The sequence below is a fragment of the Pseudobacteriovorax antillogorgiicola genome, from assembly GCF_900177345.1.
In the GTDB taxonomy this organism is placed as follows: Bacteria; Bdellovibrionota_B; Oligoflexia; order Oligoflexales; family Oligoflexaceae; genus Pseudobacteriovorax; species Pseudobacteriovorax antillogorgiicola.
On record NZ_FWZT01000012.1, the window covers coordinates 76931 to 101450 of the forward strand.

General features: G+C 47.0%; 25 protein-coding genes. 12 read left to right on the forward strand and 13 right to left on the reverse strand.

All coding sequences use genetic code 11. The features are described 5' to 3' along the window. Positions 1-8: 8 nt before the first annotated feature. Together B9N89_RS16300 and B9N89_RS16305 are read left to right on the forward strand one after the other, a co-directional pair. A complete protein-coding gene (locus tag B9N89_RS16300; protein WP_132320420.1) occupies positions 9-1058 on the forward strand; it encodes an SMP-30/gluconolactonase/LRE family protein in 1050 nt (349 codons plus the stop codon). A gap of 63 nt (positions 1059-1121) precedes the next feature. Continuing rightward, positions 1122-1664, forward strand: a complete 543-nt coding sequence (locus tag B9N89_RS16305; RefSeq protein WP_132320422.1) for a histidine phosphatase family protein — start codon at positions 1122-1124, stop codon at positions 1662-1664. On the opposite strand, the gene B9N89_RS16310 is transcribed toward B9N89_RS16305, so the two are convergent. Both B9N89_RS16310 and B9N89_RS16315 read right to left on the reverse strand, forming a co-directional pair. Next, positions 1624-2397 (reverse strand): hypothetical protein, encoded by a 774-nt coding sequence (locus tag B9N89_RS16310; RefSeq protein WP_132320424.1) that lies wholly within the window; start codon positions 2395-2397, stop codon positions 1624-1626. The two genes, B9N89_RS16305 and B9N89_RS16310, sit on opposite strands and share 41 nt — an antisense overlap. 87 nt (positions 2398-2484) lie before the next feature. Continuing rightward, positions 2485-2883, reverse strand: coding sequence for an Hpt domain-containing protein (locus B9N89_RS16315; protein ID WP_159455420.1), 399 nt, complete (start codon positions 2881-2883; stop codon positions 2485-2487). 227 nt (positions 2884-3110) lie between these two features. Here B9N89_RS16315 and B9N89_RS16320 point away from each other — a divergent pair, with 227 nt between their 5' ends. Then, positions 3111-4139: a hypothetical protein gene (locus B9N89_RS16320; protein WP_132320428.1), complete on the forward strand. Its 1029-nt coding sequence runs from the start codon at positions 3111-3113 to the stop codon at positions 4137-4139. Between the two features lie 110 nt (positions 4140-4249). Then, the gene (locus tag B9N89_RS16325; RefSeq protein WP_132320430.1) at positions 4250-5122 is read left to right on the forward strand and encodes a polyprenyl synthetase family protein; all 873 of its coding nucleotides are present in this window, start codon (positions 4250-4252) and stop codon (positions 5120-5122) included. Between the two features lie 24 nt (positions 5123-5146). On the opposite strand, the gene B9N89_RS16330 is transcribed toward B9N89_RS16325, so the two are convergent. After that, positions 5147-5998 (reverse strand): lysophospholipid acyltransferase family protein, encoded by an 852-nt coding sequence (locus B9N89_RS16330; RefSeq protein ID WP_159455421.1) that lies wholly within the window; start codon positions 5996-5998, stop codon positions 5147-5149. Between the two features lie 123 nt (positions 5999-6121). Here B9N89_RS16330 and uvrA point away from each other — a divergent pair, with 123 nt between their 5' ends. Beyond that, positions 6122-8983 (forward strand): excinuclease ABC subunit UvrA, encoded by a 2862-nt coding sequence (gene uvrA, locus B9N89_RS16335; RefSeq protein ID WP_132320434.1) that lies wholly within the window; start codon positions 6122-6124, stop codon positions 8981-8983. Here the strand turns inward: uvrA and B9N89_RS16340 are convergent. Then, entirely contained in the window at positions 8974-9723 is a 750-nt protein-coding gene (locus tag B9N89_RS16340) for a substrate-binding periplasmic protein (RefSeq protein ID WP_132320436.1), read from the reverse strand. The genes uvrA and B9N89_RS16340 overlap by 10 nt on opposite strands. Before the next feature lie 242 nt (positions 9724-9965). Here B9N89_RS16340 and B9N89_RS16345 point away from each other — a divergent pair, with 242 nt between their 5' ends. The 3 genes from B9N89_RS16345 to B9N89_RS16355 all read left to right on the forward strand — a co-directional run bounded on the left by B9N89_RS16345 (position 9966) and on the right by B9N89_RS16355 (position 11752). Further along, positions 9966-10259 carry a sll1863 family stress response protein gene (locus tag B9N89_RS16345; protein ID WP_143478205.1) on the forward strand — a complete coding sequence of 98 codons (294 nt, stop codon included), beginning with the start codon at positions 9966-9968 and terminating at the stop codon, positions 10257-10259. Positions 10260-10330: 71 nt separating this feature from the next. After that, on the forward strand, positions 10331-10831 hold the full coding sequence (locus B9N89_RS16350) for a Dps family protein (protein WP_132320440.1): 501 nt from the start codon (positions 10331-10333) through the stop codon (positions 10829-10831). Between the two features lie 168 nt (positions 10832-10999). Next, a complete protein-coding gene (locus tag B9N89_RS16355) occupies positions 11000-11752 on the forward strand; it encodes an OmpA family protein (protein WP_132320442.1) in 753 nt (250 codons plus the stop codon). Positions 11753-11966: 214 nt separating this feature from the next. On the opposite strand, the gene glpX is transcribed toward B9N89_RS16355, so the two are convergent. Further along, the gene (gene glpX / locus B9N89_RS16360; RefSeq protein ID WP_132320444.1) at positions 11967-12926 is read right to left on the reverse strand and encodes a class II fructose-bisphosphatase; all 960 of its coding nucleotides are present in this window, start codon (positions 12924-12926) and stop codon (positions 11967-11969) included. Positions 12927-13194: 268 nt separating this feature from the next. Beyond that, positions 13195-14196, reverse strand: coding sequence for an AlbA family DNA-binding domain-containing protein (locus tag B9N89_RS16365; protein ID WP_132320446.1), 1002 nt, complete (start codon positions 14194-14196; stop codon positions 13195-13197). A 243-nt stretch (positions 14197-14439) separates the two neighbouring features. On the opposite strand from B9N89_RS16365, the gene B9N89_RS16370 reads away from it, so the two are divergent. Then, a complete protein-coding gene (locus B9N89_RS16370; RefSeq protein WP_132320448.1) occupies positions 14440-15306 on the forward strand; it encodes a hypothetical protein in 867 nt (288 codons plus the stop codon). 31 nt (positions 15307-15337) lie between these two features. On the opposite strand, the gene B9N89_RS16375 is transcribed toward B9N89_RS16370, so the two are convergent. Next, positions 15338-15571 (reverse strand): hypothetical protein, encoded by a 234-nt coding sequence (locus tag B9N89_RS16375; RefSeq protein WP_132320450.1) that lies wholly within the window; start codon positions 15569-15571, stop codon positions 15338-15340. Between the two features lie 184 nt (positions 15572-15755). Continuing rightward, the gene (locus B9N89_RS16380; RefSeq protein ID WP_132320452.1) at positions 15756-17321 is read right to left on the reverse strand and encodes a sigma-54 interaction domain-containing protein; all 1566 of its coding nucleotides are present in this window, start codon (positions 17319-17321) and stop codon (positions 15756-15758) included. 369 nt (positions 17322-17690) lie between these two features. Here B9N89_RS16380 and B9N89_RS16385 point away from each other — a divergent pair, with 369 nt between their 5' ends. Together B9N89_RS16385 and B9N89_RS16390 are read left to right on the forward strand one after the other, a co-directional pair. Next, positions 17691-18533 carry an AAA family ATPase gene (locus B9N89_RS16385; RefSeq protein ID WP_132320454.1) on the forward strand — a complete coding sequence of 281 codons (843 nt, stop codon included), beginning with the start codon at positions 17691-17693 and terminating at the stop codon, positions 18531-18533. Positions 18534-18743: 210 nt separating this feature from the next. Next, positions 18744-19733: a VWA domain-containing protein gene (locus B9N89_RS16390; protein WP_207912297.1), complete on the forward strand. Its 990-nt coding sequence runs from the start codon at positions 18744-18746 to the stop codon at positions 19731-19733. Here the strand turns inward: B9N89_RS16390 and B9N89_RS16395 are convergent. The 5 genes from B9N89_RS16395 to B9N89_RS16415 form a co-directional block, all read right to left on the reverse strand. After that, positions 19730-20206: a hypothetical protein gene (locus tag B9N89_RS16395; RefSeq protein WP_132320458.1), complete on the reverse strand. Its 477-nt coding sequence runs from the start codon at positions 20204-20206 to the stop codon at positions 19730-19732. The two genes, B9N89_RS16390 and B9N89_RS16395, sit on opposite strands and share 4 nt — an antisense overlap. 131 nt (positions 20207-20337) lie before the next feature. After that, positions 20338-21027 carry a hypothetical protein gene (locus tag B9N89_RS16400; protein WP_132320460.1) on the reverse strand — a complete coding sequence of 230 codons (690 nt, stop codon included), beginning with the start codon at positions 21025-21027 and terminating at the stop codon, positions 20338-20340. A gap of 129 nt (positions 21028-21156) precedes the next feature. After that, positions 21157-21870 carry a PilZ domain-containing protein gene (locus B9N89_RS16405; RefSeq protein WP_132320462.1) on the reverse strand — a complete coding sequence of 238 codons (714 nt, stop codon included), beginning with the start codon at positions 21868-21870 and terminating at the stop codon, positions 21157-21159. 176 nt (positions 21871-22046) lie between these two features. Beyond that, positions 22047-22319, reverse strand: coding sequence for a hypothetical protein (locus B9N89_RS16410; RefSeq protein ID WP_132320464.1), 273 nt, complete (start codon positions 22317-22319; stop codon positions 22047-22049). Between the two features lie 156 nt (positions 22320-22475). Then, positions 22476-23027 carry a hypothetical protein gene (locus tag B9N89_RS16415; RefSeq protein WP_132320473.1) on the reverse strand — a complete coding sequence of 184 codons (552 nt, stop codon included), beginning with the start codon at positions 23025-23027 and terminating at the stop codon, positions 22476-22478. A gap of 374 nt (positions 23028-23401) precedes the next feature. Here B9N89_RS16415 and B9N89_RS16420 point away from each other — a divergent pair, with 374 nt between their 5' ends. Continuing rightward, positions 23402-24445, forward strand: coding sequence for a glycosyltransferase family 4 protein (locus B9N89_RS16420; RefSeq protein WP_159455422.1), 1044 nt, complete (start codon positions 23402-23404; stop codon positions 24443-24445). The last annotated feature ends 75 nt before the right edge of the window (positions 24446-24520 follow it).

The window sequence follows — 24520 nt, forward strand, 5'->3', positions numbered from 1 at the left end:
CTCTGCTTATGAAAAACATCCTTCTCTCAATGATTTTAGTAGCTTCTGCAAGTGCTGCAAGTGCAGGGTCGAAGGTAGATGCTGTGAAATTCAAGCCCGGCAAAGCCCCCAAGCTCGAGGGCGCTCTGGCACCCAACCAACTGCTCAAAGACGCTGAGTATTTAGGTGCTGGCCTGCTGGATGGCCCTGAAGATATTGCTATTGGCCCCGATGGCTGGATCTACACAGGAACCGCTGATGGTTATGTGAAACGTGTTTCATTCGACGGCACAGTAGAAAATGTAACCTACACAGGTGGTCATCCCTTAGGAATGGACTTTGATGCTGAAGGCAACCTCATTGTTGCGGAGCCATATTCTGGACTTCTCAAAGTAACTCCCAACGGTGACGTATCAGTTCTTGCAGATCAAGCTGAGGGCGTCCCTTTCCGCCTTACAGATGACGTAAAGGTTGCTTCAGATGGCATGATTTACTTTACTGATGCCAGTTATAAGTTTCCTCTTGAAGACTTCGAACTCGATGTTCTTGAAGCTCGCGGCAACGGTCGTTTAATGAGCTATAACCCTGGCACAGGCCTTGTTGAGGTTCTTGTAGAGGGCCTTTACTTCGCCAATGGTGTTGCATTGAGCCAAGACGAAGACTTCATTCTTGTGAATGAAACATCACGCTACCGAATGACTCGCTACTGGCTCAAAGGTGAAAAGGCTGGAACAGCTGAAGTATTCTTGAGCAATCTACCAGGAAGCCCTGATGGACTAGCTCGGGATAGCGATGGCAACTTCTTGATTGCCTTCTTCTCGACTCGTAGCAAGTTGATCGACTTTCTTCAGATGTTTCCGAAGCTCAAAAACCTACTTTCAAATTTACCTCGAAACCTATTCCCTCAGCCTGCTGCCTATGGATTCGTGGTCGTTGTATCACCGGAGGGAGAATTCATCCGGAGCTACCACGATACCAATGGATCTGTCGCTTCTGCCGTGACTGCTGTGGAGGAGTACCAAGGACAATTGATCATGGGCACCCTAAGAGGTGAGCAAATCATGATCGTCGACAAATAATTAGAGCATCGCTGCCTCGTCCGATCTTGGGCGAGGCAGCTTTTTTACGCTGGTTTTCTGCTTATGATTTTTTATCTTCGTCATACTACAATCGAAAACCTCCAAAGTCTATGCTATGGGCAAAGCGAAATGCCGCTCGCTGACAGCTACCTGCAAGAGCTTGATCATATTGCAGAGGAACTTAGTAAGCTTAATATCGAACAGGTTTTCTCTAGTCCTTCCAAGCGATGCCTCAGGCTCGCTCATGATCTTTTTCCACAAAAGCAAGTTTGTGTTGACGACAGGCTTCGTGAGCTAAATTTTGGGCGCTGGGAACAGAAGCCCTGGGGTGAAATTGCCAAAGACCAAATCGATGTTTGGGCAAGCAACTTTGTGCATCAAAGTCCTCCAGGTGGAGAATCATTTGAAAGTTTAGTTAATCGACTACAGGATTTTCACGAGGAGCATCGACAACAATCCGTTTCACTAGCGGTTTCACATGGTGGTGTGCTACGAGCAGTTCACTGCCTCAAGCATCGTCGCGGACTTGAGAAAGCATTCGATCATACTTGCAAATATGGCTCAATTATTGGCTACGAGTCAGATCTTTCCTCAGAAGTGCAATAGCTGCAACGATCAATTGGTCAAATACTTTTGTTTTTCCTATCTGCCGGAACCCCAAAATCACCAGCAAGCAGTTGCGCAGAATTTGCTTTTTGTCACCGATCAGTAGGACCCGCTCTGGAGAGCTTGAAACTGTGATCGCCTTATGGGAAAACACTGTATACTCACGATAGAAACCTTGTATATACGAGATATTCACCTCATCAAGCTCTCCTGTGAGAGAGGTGGATGTGTGAACTTCAACCACCCCATTGAAGGATGAATAAGAACTCCAGGCAGGGCTTTGAAAAAAGGAGCTAACCTGGCTCTTTACCAAGGTCTTGAGAAATAGACCTGCATCGAGGTAGTACAAGGCTTCATCCAAAAGCTTGCGAAGCTCGGGCTGGTCGGGAAAGGCAAAACCGATCAATTCACCTTGAACATAGTGGATCGACATTGGGAGTTCAGTACTTTTGCCAAGAATATAGAGATTCGCGCGGTAGACTTTTTTTTCCAGGTAATCGATGGCGAAGCGCTTTTCATTTGATTCGATACATGTCCCGCCATTACTAACATTCACTAGTGGGAAGGATGATCCCTCTAAAACAAGGTAGAAGCCATCGATTCCTCGCAGGTGATGACGATGAAATTGTCTCTTGCTCGCCCCCGACCACATTGTATCGGGTGCTGCCTCAAATTTTCCTTTTTGCCTCAGATAGCGGCCAATATTCTTTGCAAATCGCGTGAAATTCGACATGAGTCCTCTATTATCTATTTCTTAGAATTCTATCGAATGTCGCGAAGCTTTTCTATATCAAGGCTGGTAGGAGAAATACGAACGAGCTCAGGCTTGAGCACTCAATCCTTCTAAAAATCGATCCAGCGATTGCAGGGTGCGCTGGTAAGACTCATTCAAACGCTGCAGGTTCCACTGCCTTCGGGCCATGTATAGCTGACTATCATGAAGGACCTGCTGCTCTTGGCTTTCAACCAACTCTGCAAAACGGGTCGCCCCCACATTCAACGCACTGCCTTTCATTCGATGGAGCCAATAGGATATATTCGCTCCATCGTCATCCACCTGGATGGATTTGATCGATGCCAGCCCTTCTTCGGAAGAACGACGAAACAACTTACAGATATCCAGGATTAAACTCGTGTTCTTTCGCAAATTCCAAACACGCAGCAGTACGCTCTCGTCTAGAAAGTACTCACTTGGCTGATTCACAATCTCAGGGCCCACGATAACTCCCACTAGACCAAGCTTTCATGGCAGAGTTCGCCGGAAACGAACCTTTAATCAAGCATTTTCGGTAGTTGGCAATCTAGCATGGCTTTCCTCGCTAAGCAATAGTGGCTGAATTAGTCGGCGATATCCGCTTGTTACGGACAACAGTCAACTATTTCCCATAAATTCCGAACTAAAGAAGCAACGAGAAGCTCTACAAGATAAGTGGCCGGACTGACACTATGCAGAAGAATCGCATATTATTCTATGACTCTGACAACCGAAACCGACGGGATGGCGTTCGTATTCTCGCTGCCTCAGGCAGTCAGGTTATTGCCGCTAAGTCCCTTCGGGAACTCGAAAGCCTGAGTCTCCAGTATAAATACAACCTTTACATTCTTGATATCGAAGGCCATAAGCACCTGAATTCCAAAGGGCTACTGCAACCAGAGCCTCATGCAATCATCATGGCGAAATCTGGCCTCAATTCCATCTATCCCTATTTGGAGAATATGGAAAGATTTACAAACTTCATCGCCAAAGATCGTCATAATCGCCTCAGTAGCCGCGATCTTTTAGGAACAGTGTCAAAGATCCTCCACCGCGATATTTTTGGTATGAAGAAGTACTTGGGCTGGGGTGCTCACACCATGACCTTCCACGTCCGAGACTCCGAAAATCGCCAAGAATATATTGAATGTCTGAAGGATCAATGCCGGAATATGGGCCTCAGGCGCTCGATTTTAAACGACGTTGAGACGGTTACTGAAGAGTTTCTGATGAACGCGATTTACGATGCACCAGTAGATAGGCAAAGAAATAGGCTCTTCAATCACCTGAAGCGAACGAATCGAATCCAGCTGACTCCCGAACAGGCTGCCCGCCTTGAGTTTGGCAGCGATGGGAAGCGGCTGGCGATTTCAGTTACCGATCCATTCGGCTCGATTACAAGAGACCACGTGATGAGCTACTTGAGCAAATGTTTTCAAGGAGAAAACATCACCAACCTTGACGACTCCATTAGTGGTGGTGCTGGCTTAGGGCTCTACTTCTGTTTCAACCATGTTCACAGCTTGATCATCAATGTGGACCCTTTAAATCGTACTGAATTCATTGGCATCATTGATATCGACAGCTCTGTCCGCGAATCGAAAAAGCAGAAAACCAATTTTCACTTCTTTAATACTAACAACAAATCGAGAGAGTTCCTCTTAGGCGACGACCATAACGAAGAGTCAGACACTGCAACTCACCCCGATTCAGTTGCCTAACACATCCCGTACTGCAACTCTCCGCTAGGGCCTGATAGCACCGGGAAAGCTCTTGTCACAGATCTTGATTGATGCTGTAATGGCGACTCACATTTGCAGAGGAGCCAGGGTTGAATTTTCCGAGTGAAATCAAATTGTTTCAGGATTACATCGAAGTCCAATTGCGACAGCTTGCTCAAACCCGCTACAACAGCGCGTCGCCCGTTCACGGTGCTTGTCAATACGCACTAGATGGCCGTGGCAAGCGAATACGCCCCCTTTTAACGCTCCTAGCCAGCAGCGGGCTCGAAGGCAAGCAAAGTGCTGCCTTAGGGCCAGCAATGGCGGTGGAAATGATTCACACCTACTCTTTAATTCATGATGACCTCCCATGTATGGACGATGACGACATGCGCCGGGGGCGACCCACCGTCCACAAGCAATTTGACGAGCCCACAGCCTTGCTGGCCGGAGATGCACTGCTCACAGACGCTTTTCACATAGCTCTAAACCCGGATATTCCACATAAGTTTCAGTCACAGATTATATCGAGCCTCGCTGATGCTGGGGGTGGTCGTGGAATGGTTCTCGGTCAGGACCAAGATATGTTCTGGACCGGAAAAGACTCCTTCACCATCGAGAATCTTAATTTCATCCATAGTCACAAGACAGGGAAGTTAATTGCCTGTGCTTGTAAGGTGGGAGCCCTTGCAGCCGAAGCAGATGATGATACTGCAAATCGCTTCTATGATTTCGGTCTCAATCTGGGGATTGCGTTTCAGGTCATCGACGACTTGCTCGACGACACTGAAGGCACCGGGAAGTCAAAGGGCAAGGATTTAGCTCAGGGTAAGCTCACATATCTTGCCTTGATGACTGCTGCTGATGCTCGCAAGATGGCCGAGGAATTGACCCAGAAGGCCTTTGTTAATTTAGAGCCGTTTGGGGATCGTGTGAAGCTCATCAGAGGCTTGGGAGAAGCCCTACTCAACCGCAGCTACTAAGAAGAGCTATTGAGATGTTCTGCGCTAGCTTTTCCACCTGTTATGAAGCCAGAAATAATGGTCTGGATACTTGCGGACTGCTTTCTCGACTTCCTTGTTAAACAAGACTGAGTGATCGAGAATATCTTGCTCGGTATTATCACTAGTCTCAAGGTTGATAGCCGGCATCACTTCCAGAACATGCTTGCCTACCGACTTGCGGTGCATAAAGGCAGGAACAATCGGAGCTTGTCGGCGTTGCCAAATGGCAGCAAAGCTGGTGTTCGTCTTGGCTGGAGTCCCGAAAAAAGGTAGTCTCGGCTCCCCCGGACGTGCCTGATCCATGACAAACCCAACGATCTCATTGCGATCTAAGATATCGACTATTGCCTTGAAGCCATCGCCTTTCTTTTGTCTTTTGACCCACAAGAACTCATTGTGCTCACGATTCTCCTCGACAAAACGATTCATCCCTCCACCACCAACCTTTTTGACCAGAACGTGGGCTGGAGCAATGTTTCTGGTGATGTAGGAACCCATAGCCTCCCAATTTCCAAGGTGGAAGCACAGTATGTAGACCCCCTGCCCCTGCTCTAAGGCTTGACGGAGATTCTCCTCTCCTTGAATATCTACATTGGCAGAAATGTCATGGTACTTGGATCGGATAAACTCAAAGGCTGTCAAGACGAAGTTCTTATAGGAATCACGAGCTATAGCCAAACGTTCGTGGGGTTCATAGACGTCCCCCAGTGCAATCTCTAAGTTTTTTACGACCAAAGCCCGACGCAGGCGCAAGATGTCAAAGCAAAGGGTGGCAAGGCCACCTGCGATACGATCCAGCCAAGAAGCCGGAACAGCAGAGAGGAGTGCAGCAAACAAAGACATTACAACGTACATGGAGATCCCTCTAAAGTGTTTCGTAGGCATGACGCATGTTGGTTTATTTCACGGATTAGTCAAGTCCTTGTTGAATCCATACAAAAATATGGTATTCTACCTAGCTCATAATGGAGGCGGAGTATGACACGCAAGAAGACAGGCTTCGATGATCAACTCGAAGTTAAGGGAGCTGAAGAGCACAACCTTAAGCACATCAACCTTACCATCCCCAAACAAAAGCTCGTTGTCTTTACCGGCGTTTCAGGATCTGGCAAATCTTCCATGGCCTTCGACACTATATTCGCCGAGGGGCAAAGGCGCTACGTAGAGTCTTTAAGTTCCTATGCCAGGCAGTTTTTAGGGCAAATGGACAAACCCAAATATGAAACAATCCGAGGCTTGTCTCCCACCATATCAATTGAGCAAAAAGCTGCCAGTAAAAACCCACGGTCCACTGTGGGAACTATCACTGAAGTTTATGATTATTTAAGGGTCCTCTACGCTCGCATTGGCATTCAACATTGCCATAAATGCGGTGAAGAGGTTGGCCGTGGAGACCCGGAATCCATGGCCAATCAGATTTTAGAGCTGGAACCGAAGACAAAAGTTTTACTCCTTGCTCCCATTATCGAAAATCGAAAGGGGGAGCACAAAGATTTGCTTGAGGAGCTGAAAAAGGAAGGCTATCTCCGTGTTCGCGTCAACGGTGTCGTCAGCAACATCGACGATGTACAAGCTTTAACGAAACATAAGAAGCACACCATCGAGGTCGTGGTTGATCGACTAGCCATCAAGAAGCGAGCCCCTGAGTTTCGTACCCGCCTCCGAGATTCTGTAGAAACTACTGTAAAACTTGGCAAAGGCCAGCTGGTGGTGCATGTCGTCGACGGTAAGGACATGCGCATGAGCGAGGCACGGAGCTGCTGCGGCTTTGCCTTCCCTGAACTTGATCCACCCTTGTTTTCCTTCAACTCCCCCCAAGGGATGTGCACCGACTGTAACGGGCTTGGTACGGTGATGGCCATGGACCCCGACAAATTCATTCCTGACCAGAACTTGAGTATCCGCGAAGGGGCCGTTGTACCCTGGCAGAACTACTTTACCAATGGCGGTGAAGATAAGGGCGGATCGTGGAGTAAGGAGCGCTTCCTAGCGATGGAGACACAATGGGGAATAGACTTTGACACACCTTGGAAGAGTCTACCTAAGAAGCAAAAGGATTTGATCCTCCATGGTGGCGATAAGACTCTCACCATCTCTTGGGAAGGAGAAAAGAGTGCCGGTACTTGGACGCACGAGTACGAGGGGCTGCTCCACAGCTATATGCGTCGCTACTTGAAGACTAAGTCAGACTCCATGAAAACCTGGTATCAGAAGTATATGTCTTCAAGTCCTTGCAGCAGCTGTCAGGGTATGCGATTGAAGGACGAGGTTTTGACAGTCTTTGTCGCTGAAAAATCCATCATGGATATCTGCGCTTTATCCATCGAAGACGCGCTCAAGTTCTTCAAGAGCCTGAAACTCACGGGCAATCAACAACTCATTGCTAAAGAATTGATTAAAGAGATCATCAACCGACTTGAGTTTTTGGTGAACGTTGGGCTTGGTTATTTGAATATGAATCGCCACGGGCCAACCTTATCCGGTGGCGAGGCTCAACGGATACGTCTGGCATCTCAGATAGGTTGCGAGTTGACAGGTGTCTTATACATTCTCGATGAGCCGTCTATCGGGCTTCACCAACGTGATAACCGAAAGCTGCTGCATACCCTTTGCAAGCTCCGCGATTTGGGTAATTCCTTGATCGTCGTAGAGCACGACCAGGAGACCATTGAAGAGGCTGACTACGTTGTCGATTTCGGCCCTGGGGCCGGGGTAGAAGGTGGACAGATTACAGCACACGGTACACCAGCCCAGATCAAGCGAGCACGGACTTCAGTTACAGGCAAGTATCTCAGTGGCAAGCTGAACATCGAAGTTCCTGAAGAGAGACGTCATGTGACGCCGTCTAGTCCGCGAATTAGAATCATCGGCGCCAAAGAAAACAACCTGAGAAATATTACCGTCGATATTCCCTTGGGAGTCATGACTGCAGTAACTGGAGTCTCGGGTGCAGGCAAATCGACCTTGATCAATCAAATCCTCTACCCCGCTATTGCTAAGAAGCTCCATCATAGTGAGCGAGCTGTGGGCTCCCACGATAAGATCGAGGGTATCCAGCATATCGATAAAATCATCAACATCGACCAGAAGCCCATTGGCCGAACCCCTCGAAGCAATCCAGCTACGTATACTAAGGTATTTGACTTGATTCGAGACTTCTACGCCTTGCTTCCAGAATCGAAGCTGCGAGGCTATAAAAAAGGCCGTTTCAGCTTCAATGTCAAAGGAGGCCGGTGCGAAAACTGTCAGGGAGATGGTTCTATTAAAGTCGAGATGCACTTCCTTGCAGATGTTTTCGTGCCTTGTGAAGTTTGCCAAGGCCGCCGCTTCAATGATTCGACCTGCGAGATTTTGTACAAAGGACGTTCCATTGCAGATGTGCTAGATCTTTCGGTGGCCGAAGCCTGTGACGTTTTTGCCAACCACCCTAAGATTCTCGAAGTCTTAACCACCCTTATGGATGTCGGTCTGTCCTATATCAAGTTAGGTCAATCGGCAACGACGCTTTCCGGAGGAGAGGCCCAACGAATCAAACTCGCTCGCGAGCTTGCGAAGCGCGACACAGGCCGAACCCTGTATATTCTGGACGAGCCGACCACTGGCCTTCATTTTCATGACATTGCTCAGTTGTTGAGGGTCTTACAAAGATTAGCGGACAACGGTAATACTATCGTGATTATCGAGCATAACCTTGATGTTATTAAATGCGCTGACTGGATCGTCGATATTGGCCCTGAAGGCGGACACCGTGGTGGCAAGCTGGTGGCCCAAGGGACACCTGAGAAAGTAGCAAGGTTGAAGCGATCTGTGACTGGGGAATATCTGAAAGATTATTTGTGAGCTGCTGTAGTACGACCAAGCTTGCGGAAGACCCGATCGATAATAAGCGTTCTCTGCTCCAAGGGAACTTGTTGAAAGCCACGATTAAACTCCTCTATGAGGACGTCGTACTTTCCTTTTTTTCCAGCGAGGTAGAAATCAACTCTCATATCCTGAAATGAAATGATATTGAGCTTCTTAAAGGCTTTTGGGTGGTCGAGCTTCAGAAGCTTGGCCGTTTCTAGATTCAGGGCTATGGCGGATATGCGTTTTTTCAAGAGCCTTTCCAGGTTCACCTCATGACTGCCATAAACCAGATCCACCAAGCCTTTTCTTACCTTACCCTCCAACGGCTCCGGGAAGCGGAAGCCTAGCTTTGTTCCCACTGCTTTACCATGAAGTTTGACGAGAGCGTCTTTTTGGAACTTATCCTTCTGACGAGTTATCAACCCAATATAGCTGTAGAAAATCGGTGCTGAAAACTGAAGTGATTTCCGTCGCTCCGGAGTTGAAATAATCCCAGCTACTAAACCTCGACCCAGTGTTGCTTCGGCGAGAGCTCTTTTAAACGGCAGAACTTGAAACTGCGACTTAATCCCTACCCGATCGAATGCAGCGCTGATCAAGCTTGGAATGATTCCCTCAACGGTTTCTCGACCATCAACTCCCGAGATGGGCAGATTGCCAGGATAGACATAGACGGTTTCACCTTGGACAAGCGATGCCCAGAACCCCCAAACAAAGAAACAAAGATACCTCAAAGTTTGTACCTACCACGCATAATAGTCAGGTTAAGATATTCTGAGTATAGACTATCACTAAACCTGTGAATACACGAAAGAGTCCTGTATGGGATTGCCGATGGTGTGTAGGACCAGCCCTACAGTGGGCAGACAATGACTTCGTAATTTCAATAAGTTACGTTCATGGAACGGCTGTTGCAAAATCCATAGTAGCGGGCGAGCTGCTCGCAACCCTTAGACGCAATGCAGGAGGAATCAGTATGACTAGCGAAGAACTTATCAAGAGTGTCGAGACGACGCTAGACGAAGCCAACAGTCGTGTGGCAGAACTATCAAAAAATATCGCGACTAAATTTGACGAAGCAACTGAAGCGAGCAAAACGAAAATTACCGGCACCATCGCGGATCTTAAAAGCAAACGAGACATCGCGGAAGAAAAGCTAGAAGAACTCCGAAACTCTTCAGCGAGTGCTTCTGAAGATGTCAAAATTGGGGTCAAGTTTGCATGGGACGACCTGAAGACCGCTGTAAATAGCGCAAGCGAAAGATTCTAAGTCGGATTCGTTTCGATTTTAGATCTGTATACTTTGGAACCTAAGCTAATTTCGAATAAGGAGCCTAAATTATGACTATGGCACTTAATCACTTTCAACCTAAACCATCCGATAAAATCGGTCAGGACAGCAAACGATTGGCTACGGCAAAGGTCCTCAACCAAGTGCTTGCCGATTCGTTTGCCATCTACACCAAAACGCTAAATTACCACTGGAATGTGGAGGGTGGCAAGTTTATTGGGATTCACGAACTCACCGATAAGCAGTATCATAACCTGTTTGAGGCGATCGATGAAATTGGGGAACGTATCCGAGCCCTAGGATTCTATACGCCAGGTTCGATGAAAGCATTCCTGGACCTAACCACAATTGTCGAAGCTGATGCTGGTGAGACCAATGCTCAGACCATGCTCGAAGATTTGGAACGGGATCATATGCATATTGTCTCAAAACTTCGAGAGGGCGTGGCTATTGCAGAACAAAATAATGACTCCACCACCGCCGATATGCTCAGTGAGAGGAGTGAGTTCCACGAAGAAGCAGCCTGGATGCTTCGTAGTTTAAGCAAGTAACTTTTCGAAGCTCATGGCCGTAGTTTGTACTGAGGTGACAAGATTCACCAGGTAAGTGGCATGACTTCAAGAGCGAGAGAGCTTAGAAGAGCTTGAATTAAATATATTGGCGTCAGAGTACTTCAAGCTGGAAAGCTCTCTCCCCGACTTACTAATGGAGACACAAGGATGCGGATCATCACAGTTAACCTCATATCATTATTCGTTCTAGTCGGCTGTTCTAGCCTTCCCAAGAACTCCCCGGAAGAATTCTATGAAGCTAAACAAGCTATTTCAGCAATGGAGCGCCATGACGTTGACGAGATCTTCCCGAGACTGGCCAAGGAGAGTAAAAACACTTACGAAGAATCTTTAGACCTCCTGAACCGGTACATTGCAACTGGAGCCCTGAGCACACGCGATTTGGCAATAAAAAAAGCTGATGAAGCACGGGAAATGGCAACTGAAACCAGGCTCATGACCAAGGCCGTTCAATCTTGGGATCGAGACTACGGCGAGTTTCGAAAAGCCAGTGAAGCAGCACCACGTGTATCCAAGAACTCTGACTTAGAAGACATTCAGAACCACGCCTTTGTTTCGACCATCGCATTCTTTGAGTCTGGGGATGCTACACAGGCAGTTATGAATCATAAAGAACTATCAGCACTCACGAGCTTACTCAGCATGGACAGCCGCGCCCGAGTCGAGCTTACAGGCTATGCTGATCCTAGAGGTACAATGCCTCAAAATAGACAGCTCGCCTTAGAGCGCGCCACTAAGATATCGCAGCTACTCCAGGAATCGGGAATTTCAGGTGACCAGATCCGAGTAAGTAGCGCGGGGGAAGTCACTCACTTAAGCCCTAAAGCCAGTGACGCGACCCTACAGTTGGCAAGAAAAGTAGAAGCAAAGCTCACTTTCAATAACAGTCGAAATAAATAGGAGTTGACCATGGATTTTGTCGATAGATTTATAGAACACCGCCGTGGAGCTAAGAAAACGGTGGTCCAGACTCAAAATAAATTCGAAGAGTCTAAATCTTTAAAGGAATCTATGTCAGTCAAACAAAAAGCCGAACAGAGCATAAGAGCAAAACTCCGGCCCCTATTTTTGAGGCCATTGGAGCTTTTATCATCCTAACCAGAAAGCCTGGCCCTTACCAGCCGTAGTTTGGCTTCTTAGAGAAATGATGACGGCTTGTAATTTCCCGAATGGTGCCTGACTCAGAACGCATGACGATCGAGTGGGTCGTGGCACCATAAGAGTTATAGCGAACACCCTTTAAGTAACTGCCATTGGTAACCCCAGTAGCCACGAACATAACATTACCACTAGCAAGCTCCTCATGAGAGTAAATCTGGTCGAAGTCTGTGATGCCCATCTTTCGAGCCCGCTCTTTCTCGTCTTCTTTACGGAACTTGAGGATACCCTGCATTTCGCCACCAAGACATCGTAGCGCTGCTGCTGCAATCACGCCTTCTGGAGCCCCTCCAACTCCCATGAGTAAGTCAACTCCCGTTTCACCTTGGGCCGTCGCAATTGCAGCTGAAACATCACCATCACCGATCAAGCGAATTCGCGCTCCAGCCTCTCGTACTTCTGCAATTAGATCTTCATGTCTGGGGCGGTCCAAGATGATAACCATAAGGTCTTCCACATCCCGCCCTGTAGCCTCTGCTAGCTTCTTTACATTCCAAGTCGGCGATTCGCGGATATCAATAACCCCGCGCCCTTGAGGGCCGCAGGCCAACTTTTGCATATAAGTATCGGGTGCGTGAAGAAAGTTCCCTTCTTCTGCAGCAGCAATCACAGCCAGTGCCTCACTTCGACCCTGAGCTGTGATTGAAGTTCCTTCCAAGGGGTCACATGCAATATCAATTTTGGGTCCTTGACCAGACCCCACCTTTTCCCCAATATACAGCATAGGAGCTTCGTCTCGCTCACCCTCGCCTATTTTGATGGTGCCGTCGAAACTGATTGAATCAAAAGCCTTTCGCATCGATTCAACGGCTGCATGATCCGCCGCCTTTTCATCTCCACGACCAATCCAACGACCACAAGACAACGCCGCCGCTTCCGTAACCCGAACAAATTCTAACGCTAAGTTTCTATCCATCTGCCAACCCTTTTTAAGAATTATGGAAGTTGCTCCGCAACCAGACAAAGCATGACCCTGTCACATGTCCACCTTTATCGCGAATAATGACTCAAAAGTCAACGAACGAGCCTTTTGTCAATCGCCTTGGCACGAAAGCTCTGAAAACTTACAACATTCTCACCCAAGTTCATCAAAATCTACTCCCATCAAGGGTTTTAGCTGGAAATATTACAAGTAATAGATCGTAACTCAGCGGCTTCCATTACCCTCTTCGCCAATGTATTTCCTATATCTGATCAATTCTTTTCCGAAGCTTTTCTGTGATCTTTTTTCCCTGGACGACAAACGCTTCCTTAGTTTTACCCTGATAATCTTCTCCGAAAAGGTCGTAGTAGCTTTCAAAAATCGGCATATTTTGATTCATGAGGTCTTTGTCTGTACATGAGAAGCGAAAGCTAAAAAAGTTGGTATAGTCCCCAGGATAGATGACCATTCCCTGGAGAGCCCTAGCTGTGATCGAATAAAAGTTCTCCCGAGAAGCTTTGTGGGGCCTAGAATAGTGGATCAAATCGCTTTTTAGATCTTGATCGACCTGGTAAAAGCTAATGGAATCGTAGCGCATCCTAAGGCAAACATACTTGGCGATAGCCTTCCCTTGATTTGTCACACCGATCCGCAAAAGACAGTCGTAGTGATTACCATTGCTGGTGTCTGCCTCAACGTGCTCGACCTCAACCCCCCAAAAGACACCTATTTCAGGAATATTCCGCTTCCCGAAGATAAACTCTAATTCGAAGTGTTCAGCAATCTTAAACGACTCTCCATAGCGCATGTAATAATGCTTCAAACCCTCGGATTCCGCACGGTGAGGAGCCCTTGAAGACTTAGGAATATAGGAGACGACATACCCCAAGTCTCGCCGTTCATCCTCGAAGATGACTAAGTTTTCTGCTCCTTCCACGGATGGAGAAACAAGCCGAGAAATGTAGCTGTCTAGGTACTCTGCGAAACCACGGACATAGTGAATGGGATGTTTGGTACGCTCACTATTACCACTGCCAGGGGCACCGATTCCCCAGATGATAATACCGCTATCACTGTTGGCAAAGCCCGACAGCGCTTTCGAATAGTTTTTTCGATCTTCATCTGACAACCTAACCTCTCTAGGATGAGCCTTCCTTTTGAAATCGAGATGAAGGTCTTCCCGAACACCTTCCGCAACCCAACGATTGAGAAGTGAAAGGCCTTGATCAACAAACTGGTCAAAAAGGTCCCGCGCAGCATCCATAAGCTAGATCCCAAACATCGCAATCATCGTGTGAACTTGTTTTTATTCTAGGGTATCTATAAGCAAAAGAAAGACAAAGAAACATTTATGAATGATTCAATGAACTTACAAGTAATGCTGTCTTTTATGCCCTCATCTGAATCTGGAAAAGAGCCGTGTAACCAGCCTTTTTAACACTGTAAAGTAGGAGGCACTCACTTCTTGAAGATAAATTGCCGATAAATAAGAAGGGAGGATTCCGCAATGAAAGCCACTTTGACCCATATTTTCTTGGGCCTTAGCCTAATCGCGTCTTGTCAGCCAAAGATCGAAGATCAACGAGACTCGGAGCCGAAGGCAATCCCAGTCGCAGCCGACAGTGAAGCTGCGATTGCCCCCAGTAATGTGAGCGGTGCCTACCTTTCTTGTGCAGAGCAAGAGGGCTCCTCTGAACTAACAATGAAATGCTCCTTGAGGGAAACCCAAAGTGGGCGACAGATAGCCTTTCCCGAAGCATACGACAGCTTCTACTGGGATATTCAACGACAAGATCCACGCCTTAGACTGACTCAACGAGTCGGTGTCAACAGTGGTGAGCTTACTGTAACCTTCCAGGGAGTCCCGTTAGACGAAGCTCGACAGCTCGCTCAAAATAGCCAGATCAAACTTCAGCTTTTCGGTAACCTAGGCAGCTACTTCGTGTCCGACATCATTGGCTCGGAATATGGAGTTCCCGCAAGCAAGGACTTCATTATTTTCCAACTGGGTGGCGCTGTGTTCAATCACTACGTGGAAGGCTCTACTCCTCTCAAACTACCAACGGCCTTTGCTCCTTACTCTGGTATTCAAGGTTGCTACTTAGCCTGTTACTCCAATAACAACTCAGGTGCGATATATGAGATCGATCAAGGGATTTTCGTGAAAGGTCAATACCGTGTGGAAGGGTATTATGACAGTAATATCTGCCGCCCGGTTGGCGATGAAACCCAGGAGATTTCGGAGATTCAGCTATACTCCAACTATTGCCGCGATCACGTGCCTGCTTGTGCTGATGGTGAATGTTGGGCGGGTGGTGATACTGGTGGATGGTTTGGGCTTCTGCCACCTCCTGTGACAGTAAGCTCTCGCTAAGCTAGGCCATTTAACATACTTGCCTAGACCCCTAGGCGATCATACCAACCATATCATAATCGTTTAGAGCAGCCCTAGCTTGCTCACGATCCTGACTGCGGACAGAAACGGAAAACGATTTAAAACCGGCGAATGCCATATTAAGAGAGTTGCCCATGCTTTCGTAGACTTCTGAAACACGGGCTTGCAAACCTGCTCTGACTAGGTAGGAATGGACGACTTTCGCTTTTTCCATGCTATCGGACTTAAACACGATTGTTTCCATAAGAACCTCTTTGCGGTTGCTTTGCATCAGAAACGGTCATATCACACAAATGGTTGAGGTAGCTATTTAAGAATATGAAATCATTGAATAAATACACCCAGTTTATCTTAACCAAACAGCCAATAGAATGTAAAAAGGGAGGTTTAAAAACCTCCCTCCAAACAGGAACTTAAGTGCCTAAGATCTAGGAATTTTGCTTCTTGAACTTCCTAGGGTCGATTTTGTATTTCTTAGCACGCAAGCCCATAACTCGTTCTGTCAGCCCCAGTTCTCTAGCTGCTTTCGCCATATTTCCTTTTGTTTCTTTTAGGGCATCCAAAATAAGTTCTTTTTCCATGGAATCTAAAGTTGACTGCAGGTTGCTGCCTGCGTTCTTAGAGGTGTTCTCAGCCGTCTGCAAGCTTGGGGGCAGATGGTGACCACGAATCACTCCTTCATTGCTAAGTAAGACGGCTCGCTCAATACAGTTTTCTAGTTCCCGCACATTACCAGGCCAGTGATAGCTGCTAAGCATGTCGATTGCTGGAGTTGAAATCCTGCGAATCGTTTTGTTGTGGACCTTACGATACTTTTCAACAAAGTAATCGGTGATGGGAATAATGTCTGTCTTGCGCTCCCGCAATGGTGGAATGCTAATGGGGAAAACATTCAGGCGGTAGTAAAGATCTTGACGAAAATCACCTTTGTCGATCATCACTTCCAAATTTTGATTGGTTGCTGTTATCACTCGTACATCACACTTGATCGTGCTTTCTCCCCCAAGCCTTTCGAACTCCCTTTCTTGAAGAACCCTAAGCAACTTGATTTGCGTTGTAAGAGAGATATCGCCTATCTCATCAAGGAAAATCGTACCACCGTTGGCAAGTTCAAAGCGGCCTTTCTTTTGAGCCTGCGCTCCAGTAAATGCACCTTTTTCATGACCGAACAACTCACTTTCAAGAAGGGTTTCCGGTAACGCTGCACAGTTTACTTTGATAAAGGGCTTCTCTCGCCTCGGGCTGTTCTTGTGCAAGGCATCAGCGATCAACTCCTTGCCCACTCCGCTTTCCCCTAAAATTAAAACGGACGTGTCTGTCGCAGCAACCTGCTCTAGAAGGCCAAAGACGCGCCCCATAGACTTTGAGTTGCCTATGATTGGCGACCGCTCAAAATCCCGAGGCATTGCTTGTTCATTGGCCTTTTCAGGTTCCAATTGCTGATCCGGGTAGAAGCGATTGATCATAGCGCACTGAGCAAACATTAGCGCCAGAACCGACAAAAAGTTCATCTCGGCCTTAGGATCGAATGGTCCATAGCAGACTTTGACAAAACTTAGGGTTCCCATTTTAAGCTCGCCAAGCTTGATAGGTAGACATAAGGCGTAGAGTTGAGCCTCGCGATCAACTTTGAACAAGCCTTGCTGTTTAACCTTGCTGACGGTTACGGGAACCATTTTCTGACGCCAGGTACTAAGAACTGATTTGGTTGCCACGCTCACTGTGTCCTCGATGGCAGGATCGATAGGGCTTTCCCCCTTTAATCGAATCTCCTTACCAATATCAACGACACCGTCGATGAAATTGATACGGCCGCCAATAAGGTTGCAGCGCTTTTCCAAGATGGTGAGAACGTCACGAATAGCTGCTTTGAAGCCATCGTTTCGTTCCAAGACGTGAGTTGCTAGCTTTAAGACCTCGATCTGGTTTTCTCGACCAGAAAAATCATCGAACGTACGGGCTAGCATCGAGGTCGACTCTAATTCAGGGTTCATAATAAACTCCCTTTATTTGACCTGATCTTGTTTCCGAACCATTGTTGTGGATTGGCCAACCCGTCACAAAAAATCCAACTAATTTGTTGTTGTACTTATAGCCTCAATTTCTGCCGCGATCGACCAATTTATGGAAAAAAGCAACAATTTTATATCAGATTTATCTACATTCTTGTAGGTTTTAATCTGTGAAAAGTTCAACAGTCCCGTGTTTTACAAAGATTTTCCTAAATCTACATCATTTTGCCTGGATAAATGTTGTAAATTTTCAGAATTTCCGTGCTGTAAGATGCTATATTGACTAGCTGTTTTTTTGATCTTCACCTCGTTAAGATTCAAATGCTTTTGATAACTGCGAGGTAGTAGCCAATGTCCCAAAACATGTCATTTCAAAGTAGTAATTCATACATAGCTTCAGACGAGCTAATAGAAATTGTTAATGTCGCGGTTGATTTAGAGCGCCCCCTTCTTATTCGCGGTGAACCAGGTACTGGAAAAACCCTACTAGCTAGAGCAGTGGCAGAATCCCTGCAAATGCCGCTACTAACTTGGCATGTAAAGTCCACGTCAAAGGCCCAGGATGGGCTCTACGTTTACGACACCGTGCAACGTTTGAATGACTCACGCTTCGGCAGTGGAGACGTGAGTAATATAAAGGACTACATCAAGCTAGGTCCTCTAGGCCAAGCATTTCAAGGTGATCAACGAACCATCGTTCTCATTGACGAAATCGACAAGGCTGATATTGAGTTTCCTAATGACCTGCTTCACGAATTGGATGCAATGAGCTTTCACATCCCAGAAACAGGAGAAACGATCGCTGCACAGAAAAGGCCGGTCATCATTATCACATCCAATGCTGAAAAGGAGCTTCCCGACGCATTTTTGCGGCGTTGTGTGTTTCATTACATATCGTTTCCTGATCAGGCGCAAATGGAAAAGATAGTAAAAGTACACCATCCGGACATCGAACAAAAATTGATCGATCAATGCCTAGTCAAGTTCTACTGGCTCAGGGAGCAGGATCAAATTCGCAAAAAACCTTCGACATCAGAGTTAGTCGATTGGATCGGTGCCTTGGCGCGATCAGGAATTCCCTTGAAAAGGCTCGAAAAGGACATTCCTTTCATGGGTATTCTGCTGAAGAAAGAGCAAGACTTGCAGGCACTCAACAATCGCGGTGCCCCGTCCGGCCGATCACGGTTTCTTTAACAGCACTTCCGGAAAGGCTAACTGATGTTCATTGAATTTATGTTCCACTTAAGGGACCGTGGCCTAAAGGTAGGAACAAGCGAGTGGCTTACTTTAATTGAAGCCCTTGCAAGGGGGCATGCAGATGAGTCGGTGACCAAATTCTATTTTTTAGCACGTTCGATTTGTTGCTTGTCAGAAATGGAGTTCGACAGCTTTGACCAAAGCTTTATGGAATTTTTTCACGACGTGGAAGTGACTCAATCCATCAAAGACGACTTTTACGAGTGGCTTAAAGAGGCGAAACCACCCCGCCATCTGACAGAAGAGCAAAAAGCCATGATGGAAGCGCTGAATCTGAAAGAAGTGCGCGATCTATTTGAACAGCGTCTGAAGGAGCAGCAGGAAAGACATGATGGTGGCAACCGGTGGATCGGCACTGGAGGAGCAAGCCCCTTTGGACACGGAGGCTTTAACCCTGCGGGTATCCGTGTGGGCGGTCCAGGCAAACACGGCATGGCCATGCAAATTGCTGCCCGAAGGCAGTTCAAGAATTTCCGCAAGGATTTGGTTTTAGACACACGGCAGATTGGGCTGGCCTTAAAAAAACTTCGCCAGTGGGGTCGCGAAGGCAGCCGTGAGGAGCTAGATATTGAAGCGACAATCGACGCGACTGGCAAAAATGCTGGTGAGATTGAGCTTATTTTTAAACCAGAACGCCGAAACACTGTGAAGCTTCTCCTATTGATGGACGTCGGTGGTTCCATGACCTACCATAGTCGGGTCTGTGAACTGCTATTTTCTGCCGCTTTTAACTCTGCACATTTCAAACAGTTCAAACACTACTACTTCCACAACTGTCCCTACGAGACTCTCTATAGCGATATCGAGATGGAAGAAGGCAGCCAAACTCTTGATGTCCTAAGGGAACTGGATGATTCCTGGTTTGTGTTTGTTGTGGGTGATGCAGCCATGAGCCCCTATGAACTAACGGAAGTAGGTGGTGCCATCGACTATTACCATCAAAATACCGAGCCTGGAATCCTTTGGGTCAAGCGGATCAAGGACCACTTTCCGAGGTCTGTATGGTTGAATCCTGAGCCGCGGAGCTATTGGCAAATCCCTTCCAATATGATCGTCCGCAAGGTGTTTCCCGAAATGTTTCCTATGACTATTGAAGGTATCGAGGAGGCAATTGCTGAATTAAAACGACCTCGCTAGAGAAAATTATTCGCCTGCCAGTCATTTAAAAGTTTAAGGATTGCGTCGCGGGCTATGCGATCACCACCGGGTGGCATTGGATTGACATCATCATTGACTCTACCCAAGAATCCGTTTGTTACTGGGTCAGGGTCGCTTCCAAGGGCAGCTTGTAGCGTCGCTTGAGTATCGAGTGGTAGGAAAGCTGCGGCTCCGGCACCGTTATGACACCCGACACAGGCATCCTGTATGATAGGTGCAACAACTTCGACGTAAGTTACGGTCAACACCGCATCGTTATCCACATTTTCTTGATTGCCTTCATCAGCAGTATCTGCCGAGTCTTGGTTGGTATCGGAATCTTGCTGGCCAGCTTCAGCGTCAGAGCTGAGCCCGCTAGGACGCGAACTTGATGATGGAAGAACTCTTTGGTTTTCGCCTTCTGCACAGGCGCTCGCCAAAAGCAGATAGATAAGTAATAAAGATAGCTTCATATTGGTCCCCATGTTACCTCTCGCCATTCACGTTATCGGGCAGCTAGGGCTGAAGCTTGAAAACTTCCTCTAAGAGGCTGCTATCGCTGTCTTTTTAAGACAGAATCCAAACTTTTTTTCGCGTTTTTAAATCACTGGCTAAGAGGCTTTCGAAATCCCGCTGGTAAGGCCTCTAATTGCTGGGTGCTTTCAAGAATAATAAGAACCTGGCTTCGATTCTCATACCCTTCCAACGCCAGGAAATCGGGAAGAAATAAACAGAAATCACGGCGAGTTATAAGGCTATATAGGGGGTAGAAGAGAGGTAGTGTTGATTGGATCTTGTCTTCCTGCTGACAAGCCATCGCCAAGGGGTGTTGGGACTCTACAACCAAAGTTTTTTCTTCTTCAGGGGGAGAGCTGAGAAAGTACGGACTCATTAGCAATAAAACCAAAACAACCCCCAAGCTCCGTGCGAGATTGGAGTCATTGGAAAGCCTCTTGCCAGCCCTATAAATGAGAGGTGAGATGGCAGTCGCTAAAGCTACACCTGCCAGAATAAAAAACCATCGAAAGCTGGTGCCCGCCGCTCCTTGGCGATAGTAGCCAAGAATCAATGCAATGTAGGCAACGATTGGAGACCCATGGAATAAGAAAGCAAAGCGGGGGCTTCGATCACGCCAAAAATATCTAAACCCGCGAGCGAGGGCCATGCAAAAAACAAAGAAAAGAAGGCTTGGAAACGCAATAATCACGATTTCAACAAAGGAACTCTTAGGGTTTAAGAGCAATTGAAAAAGCAGCAAAACAAAGAAAATAATCGGACTGATGAAAGTCTGCAAACACTGTACTCCCGGTTTCCTGATTGAAGCGCCAAAACCGAGACGCTACCAAAACCCTAGCCACGAAACAAGCATTTGCAGCGTGGCCCCAAAGGGGTCACGGTTATTTCCAATAAAATCAGTAATTTATTATGCAGCTAAACTAACTTTCGCGCTGGATATTGCGGTGTGCTCGATATTCGAAATGAGATGATCCCATGCGACCTGCTCATCATGGGTGAATTCAACAAACCTGACAGCATAATAGCGAGTGGCCGTATCTCGAACCCCTTCCTGATAATGGCGAACCACTTTACAAAGAGATTGCAAAGGCTGAGCGCTAAAGGTCCGATCGGTGTCGAGCCTAACCTCAAGTAACGTATTATCGATAAATGGGATTGTACCAAATGGATGAGGAGAGCAAAGAAGCATCCCCGTCTTTGAGATATCAACCCCTTCCAGTAAATAAGAGTCTGCTGAACCAAAGGTTTTTGATTGCACGTGAATCCTCGGGTTCATGATAAACCGAGCGTATTGCAAATGACTTCCCAAGCGCTCAAATTTGATTCGCCCAGAACGGGGGTCGATCTCTAAAACCCTACTGAGATCCACATCTTTGTCGACGCAAGTCAAACGATAACGATAGAGTTTCTTGTGCTGATGATGAGATTTTGCGATGACCTGAAAGAGAATTCTACCACTTCGGTGGGTTTCCATGACTACGTGGGTCCCCTCAATCATATTCTCGGGAGAGATAATACCGAGACTGAAGGTCGAAAACTCAAATGGCTCGTACTCAATCACTTCGTCAGAGATCGCTCCTCGCATATTCCCTAACGATTTGTCTAGATTTACTAAGCTCATGGACGCACTCCTCTAGTTCCAGCCTACACTTAGATTCGGCGTTCTGAGTTCCTAACTTTAATGAATTAAAATGTGGTTTTTAAAGGGAATACCAAGCATCTCGTCTAGGGTGGGGCAAAAAAAAATGCTGAAAGCTCAAGCTTTCAGCATCGGTCTTATTCGAACCTTGGATTCAGCTACGCAAGTCTAAGCTTCCTTACTTGCCTAGCAGGAACGTCATCAATGCGATGAGCGTTCGGCTTTGGATTAACATTCTTGAAAGCCTTTGGCTGAGTGCCATAAAGAGCTTTCACAGCATGCTCATCCTTTTCAATGATGGGCCGGGGAGGAAACCAGCTTGAGTAGCTGTTAAAACTTGAGAGCTGATCCCCGCCTTTCATTCGCCTGATAACGTCCGCATTCCTGTCTTTACGTAATGTTTGAACCTTGGTGAATGATGTCTTAGTCATATACGCCTCTCCTACCATAAAAGACGTAAATCTCATCGGAACTCTTACCAAAGGCTTTAGAGCTGCGATAACCCATGTGGACGAGTAAGTCAGATTCTCCCGCAACTCTCGCTAGTTAGGCGATTCATTTCATTTGAAAACATTTCGCTCAGGACCCTAAATTCCGACTCCTACCCCGAGGAGGATTCCTAAATTGTCCGAACTCTCGCTGATACCGTCCGCCTCCAGCTCGATGGTAGACTTTTCAACTTCCAGCATCAGACCCACTAAAGGGATGGGTGAATATTTTAAACCAGCGGCCAATTTCGTGCCGCTAGCATCAAGGTCCGTATCAACCGAAGCTAAGGTTCGGGTGTATTCACCAGATACAACATATGCAAGTTTTGCATATGGTTTTAGTCCTGCGATGCCAATGGGTAACCATGCTGTTACGTCGACGGAGATCTCTGAACCTTTCAAACCACTGACAAGTCCATCTTCCCCGAGATCAACATTTGCCATGGTGAGACCAAACCCAACAGGGACTAGAGGTATAGGATCAAGGTAAACGGACATTTTAGTTTCCGTACCTGAAAAATCGTAGCTAGTATCACTAAAGTCAATTGATGCGGACCGCTGCCCGACAAGTATCTGCCCTTCTATTAAACCGTAACTTTGACTCGACATGACCAGGGCAGAAACTACTGCCAAACCACGCAACATTCGCATATTTGACCTCCTTAAGAAAGTTAGTACTCCTTATTTAACATGACCCATGGATTAATATCTAGAATCTTTGGCGGTTTTTATTGAGAAAAGAGGTAGGTTAGAACCGATGGTGGCAATGAAAATAGTAACCAAGCCTGGTGATGCCAGGCTTGGTTAACTCAATGAAGAAGGTCAGGAGAACCTTTCACAATCAACGGGTCTGATAAAGTTATGCCGCACCACGGATTAAAAACTGATGAATTAATTTCGAGAGCATTGTATCTGAATCTTTTAAACTACTTAGAAAGTGCGCCTCCGTCATGATCCAAGATGAATCACTATTAAGAGTCCTTCACATCGATACAGAATCAACTTGGAGAGGCGGAGAAAACCAGATGAGACTTCTGATGGAAGGGGGCCGCAATGACGCAAAATGGTATCTGGCCACTCCACCAGATAGTGTCGCTGCAACGAAACTCAGTTCCATCGCTACTGTGCTTCCCACAGTTTTTCGAGGCCTGCAATTTCTTGCCAGCGCCCGGCGATTAGCAGGTTTCTGCCGCGAACAGAACATCCAGATCATCGACTGCCAAACCTCGAAGGCCCACTCTATCGCTCTTCTCATTCGTAAATTCAACCCACTGGTGAAAGTTGTGGTTCATCGGCGAGTAGACTTCACACCTTCTGGCTCCTGGATCAATCGGAAGAAGTATCTCAGCACAGCTATCGATCGCTACGTTTCCATTTCGGATGCGATTCATGAGATTCTTCAAAATTATGGGATCCCCGATAAGCGTCTATCAGTGGTGAAAAGCGCTGTGGATCCGAGCCCGTTTAGAGCACTGGATCATGAGACCTGCCGGAAAAAATTAGCCCATGAGCTGAATCTACCAAGCGACATTCCCTGGATTATTAACGTCGCCTACCATACCGAGCAGAAGGGCATGGAAACTCTGATCAGAGGGCTACAAAAACTCAAGACTCGCACTCCAGATTTTGTTTGCCTTCTCGCGGGTAGTGGCCACCTAACAGAGCAACTAAAAATCATGACTCATGAATACAGACTAGATTCGCAGGTTCGATTTCTCGGTATTCGCAAAGATGTTCCAGAGCTCTTAGTTGCTGGTGATATTTTTGCTTTACCCTCGAATTACGAGGGCCTTGGCACAAGTATCCTCGATGCCCTTCATAGTCGTTGCGCTGTGGCGGCGTCACGGATTGGTGGAATTCCCGAAATGATCCAGCATGATCGCACTGGCCTTCTCTCAGAGGTGGGGGATGACTCACAGTTAGCCATTAACTTGGAGCGGTTGATACGTGATCCGCTCACCCGGCGGGAGCTGGCTGCTGCTGGAGAAGCGTTCATCAGCGACAAGTTTTCAATTGCTCGCATGGTCGAAGGCAACTTAGCTGTCTATCGCGACGTCCTTGCCACCTGATGCCAAGGCAAGCATTGCCTATCAAACCATAGACTCACCCACCGAAACGCCCTACTGGGACAATGTCGGAGTTTA

Excerpts from the sequence above, each read along its gene's own strand:
- B9N89_RS16300 (WP_132320420.1), top strand. The coding sequence starts at position 9 with ATGAAAAACATCCTTCTCTCAATGATTTTAGTAGCTTCTGCAAGTGCT.
- B9N89_RS16305 (WP_132320422.1), top strand. The coding sequence starts at position 1,122 with ATGATTTTTTATCTTCGTCATACTACAATCGAAAACCTCCAAAGTCTA.
- B9N89_RS16310 (WP_132320424.1), bottom strand. The coding sequence starts at position 2,397 with ATGTCGAATTTCACGCGATTTGCAAAGAATATTGGCCGCTATCTGAGG.
- B9N89_RS16320 (WP_132320428.1), top strand. The coding sequence starts at position 3,111 with ATGCAGAAGAATCGCATATTATTCTATGACTCTGACAACCGAAACCGA.
- B9N89_RS16330 (WP_159455421.1), bottom strand. The coding sequence starts at position 5,998 with ATGTACGTTGTAATGTCTTTGTTTGCTGCACTCCTCTCTGCTGTTCCG.
- uvrA (WP_132320434.1), top strand. The coding sequence starts at position 6,122 with ATGACACGCAAGAAGACAGGCTTCGATGATCAACTCGAAGTTAAGGGA.
- B9N89_RS16345 (WP_143478205.1), top strand. The coding sequence starts at position 9,966 with ATGACTAGCGAAGAACTTATCAAGAGTGTCGAGACGACGCTAGACGAA.
- B9N89_RS16350 (WP_132320440.1), top strand. The coding sequence starts at position 10,331 with ATGACTATGGCACTTAATCACTTTCAACCTAAACCATCCGATAAAATC.
- B9N89_RS16355 (WP_132320442.1), top strand. The coding sequence starts at position 11,000 with ATGCGGATCATCACAGTTAACCTCATATCATTATTCGTTCTAGTCGGC.
- glpX (WP_132320444.1), bottom strand. The coding sequence starts at position 12,926 with ATGGATAGAAACTTAGCGTTAGAATTTGTTCGGGTTACGGAAGCGGCG.
- B9N89_RS16365 (WP_132320446.1), bottom strand. The coding sequence starts at position 14,196 with ATGGATGCTGCGCGGGACCTTTTTGACCAGTTTGTTGATCAAGGCCTT.
- B9N89_RS16370 (WP_132320448.1), top strand. The coding sequence starts at position 14,440 with ATGAAAGCCACTTTGACCCATATTTTCTTGGGCCTTAGCCTAATCGCG.
- B9N89_RS16375 (WP_132320450.1), bottom strand. The coding sequence starts at position 15,571 with ATGGAAACAATCGTGTTTAAGTCCGATAGCATGGAAAAAGCGAAAGTC.
- B9N89_RS16380 (WP_132320452.1), bottom strand. The coding sequence starts at position 17,321 with ATGAACCCTGAATTAGAGTCGACCTCGATGCTAGCCCGTACGTTCGAT.
- B9N89_RS16385 (WP_132320454.1), top strand. The coding sequence starts at position 17,691 with ATGTCCCAAAACATGTCATTTCAAAGTAGTAATTCATACATAGCTTCA.
- B9N89_RS16390 (WP_207912297.1), top strand. The coding sequence starts at position 18,744 with ATGGAATTTTTTCACGACGTGGAAGTGACTCAATCCATCAAAGACGAC.
- B9N89_RS16395 (WP_132320458.1), bottom strand. The coding sequence starts at position 20,206 with ATGAAGCTATCTTTATTACTTATCTATCTGCTTTTGGCGAGCGCCTGT.
- B9N89_RS16405 (WP_132320462.1), bottom strand. The coding sequence starts at position 21,870 with ATGAGCTTAGTAAATCTAGACAAATCGTTAGGGAATATGCGAGGAGCG.
- B9N89_RS16410 (WP_132320464.1), bottom strand. The coding sequence starts at position 22,319 with ATGACTAAGACATCATTCACCAAGGTTCAAACATTACGTAAAGACAGG.
- B9N89_RS16415 (WP_132320473.1), bottom strand. The coding sequence starts at position 23,027 with ATGCGAATGTTGCGTGGTTTGGCAGTAGTTTCTGCCCTGGTCATGTCG.
- B9N89_RS16420 (WP_159455422.1), top strand. The coding sequence starts at position 23,402 with ATGAGACTTCTGATGGAAGGGGGCCGCAATGACGCAAAATGGTATCTG.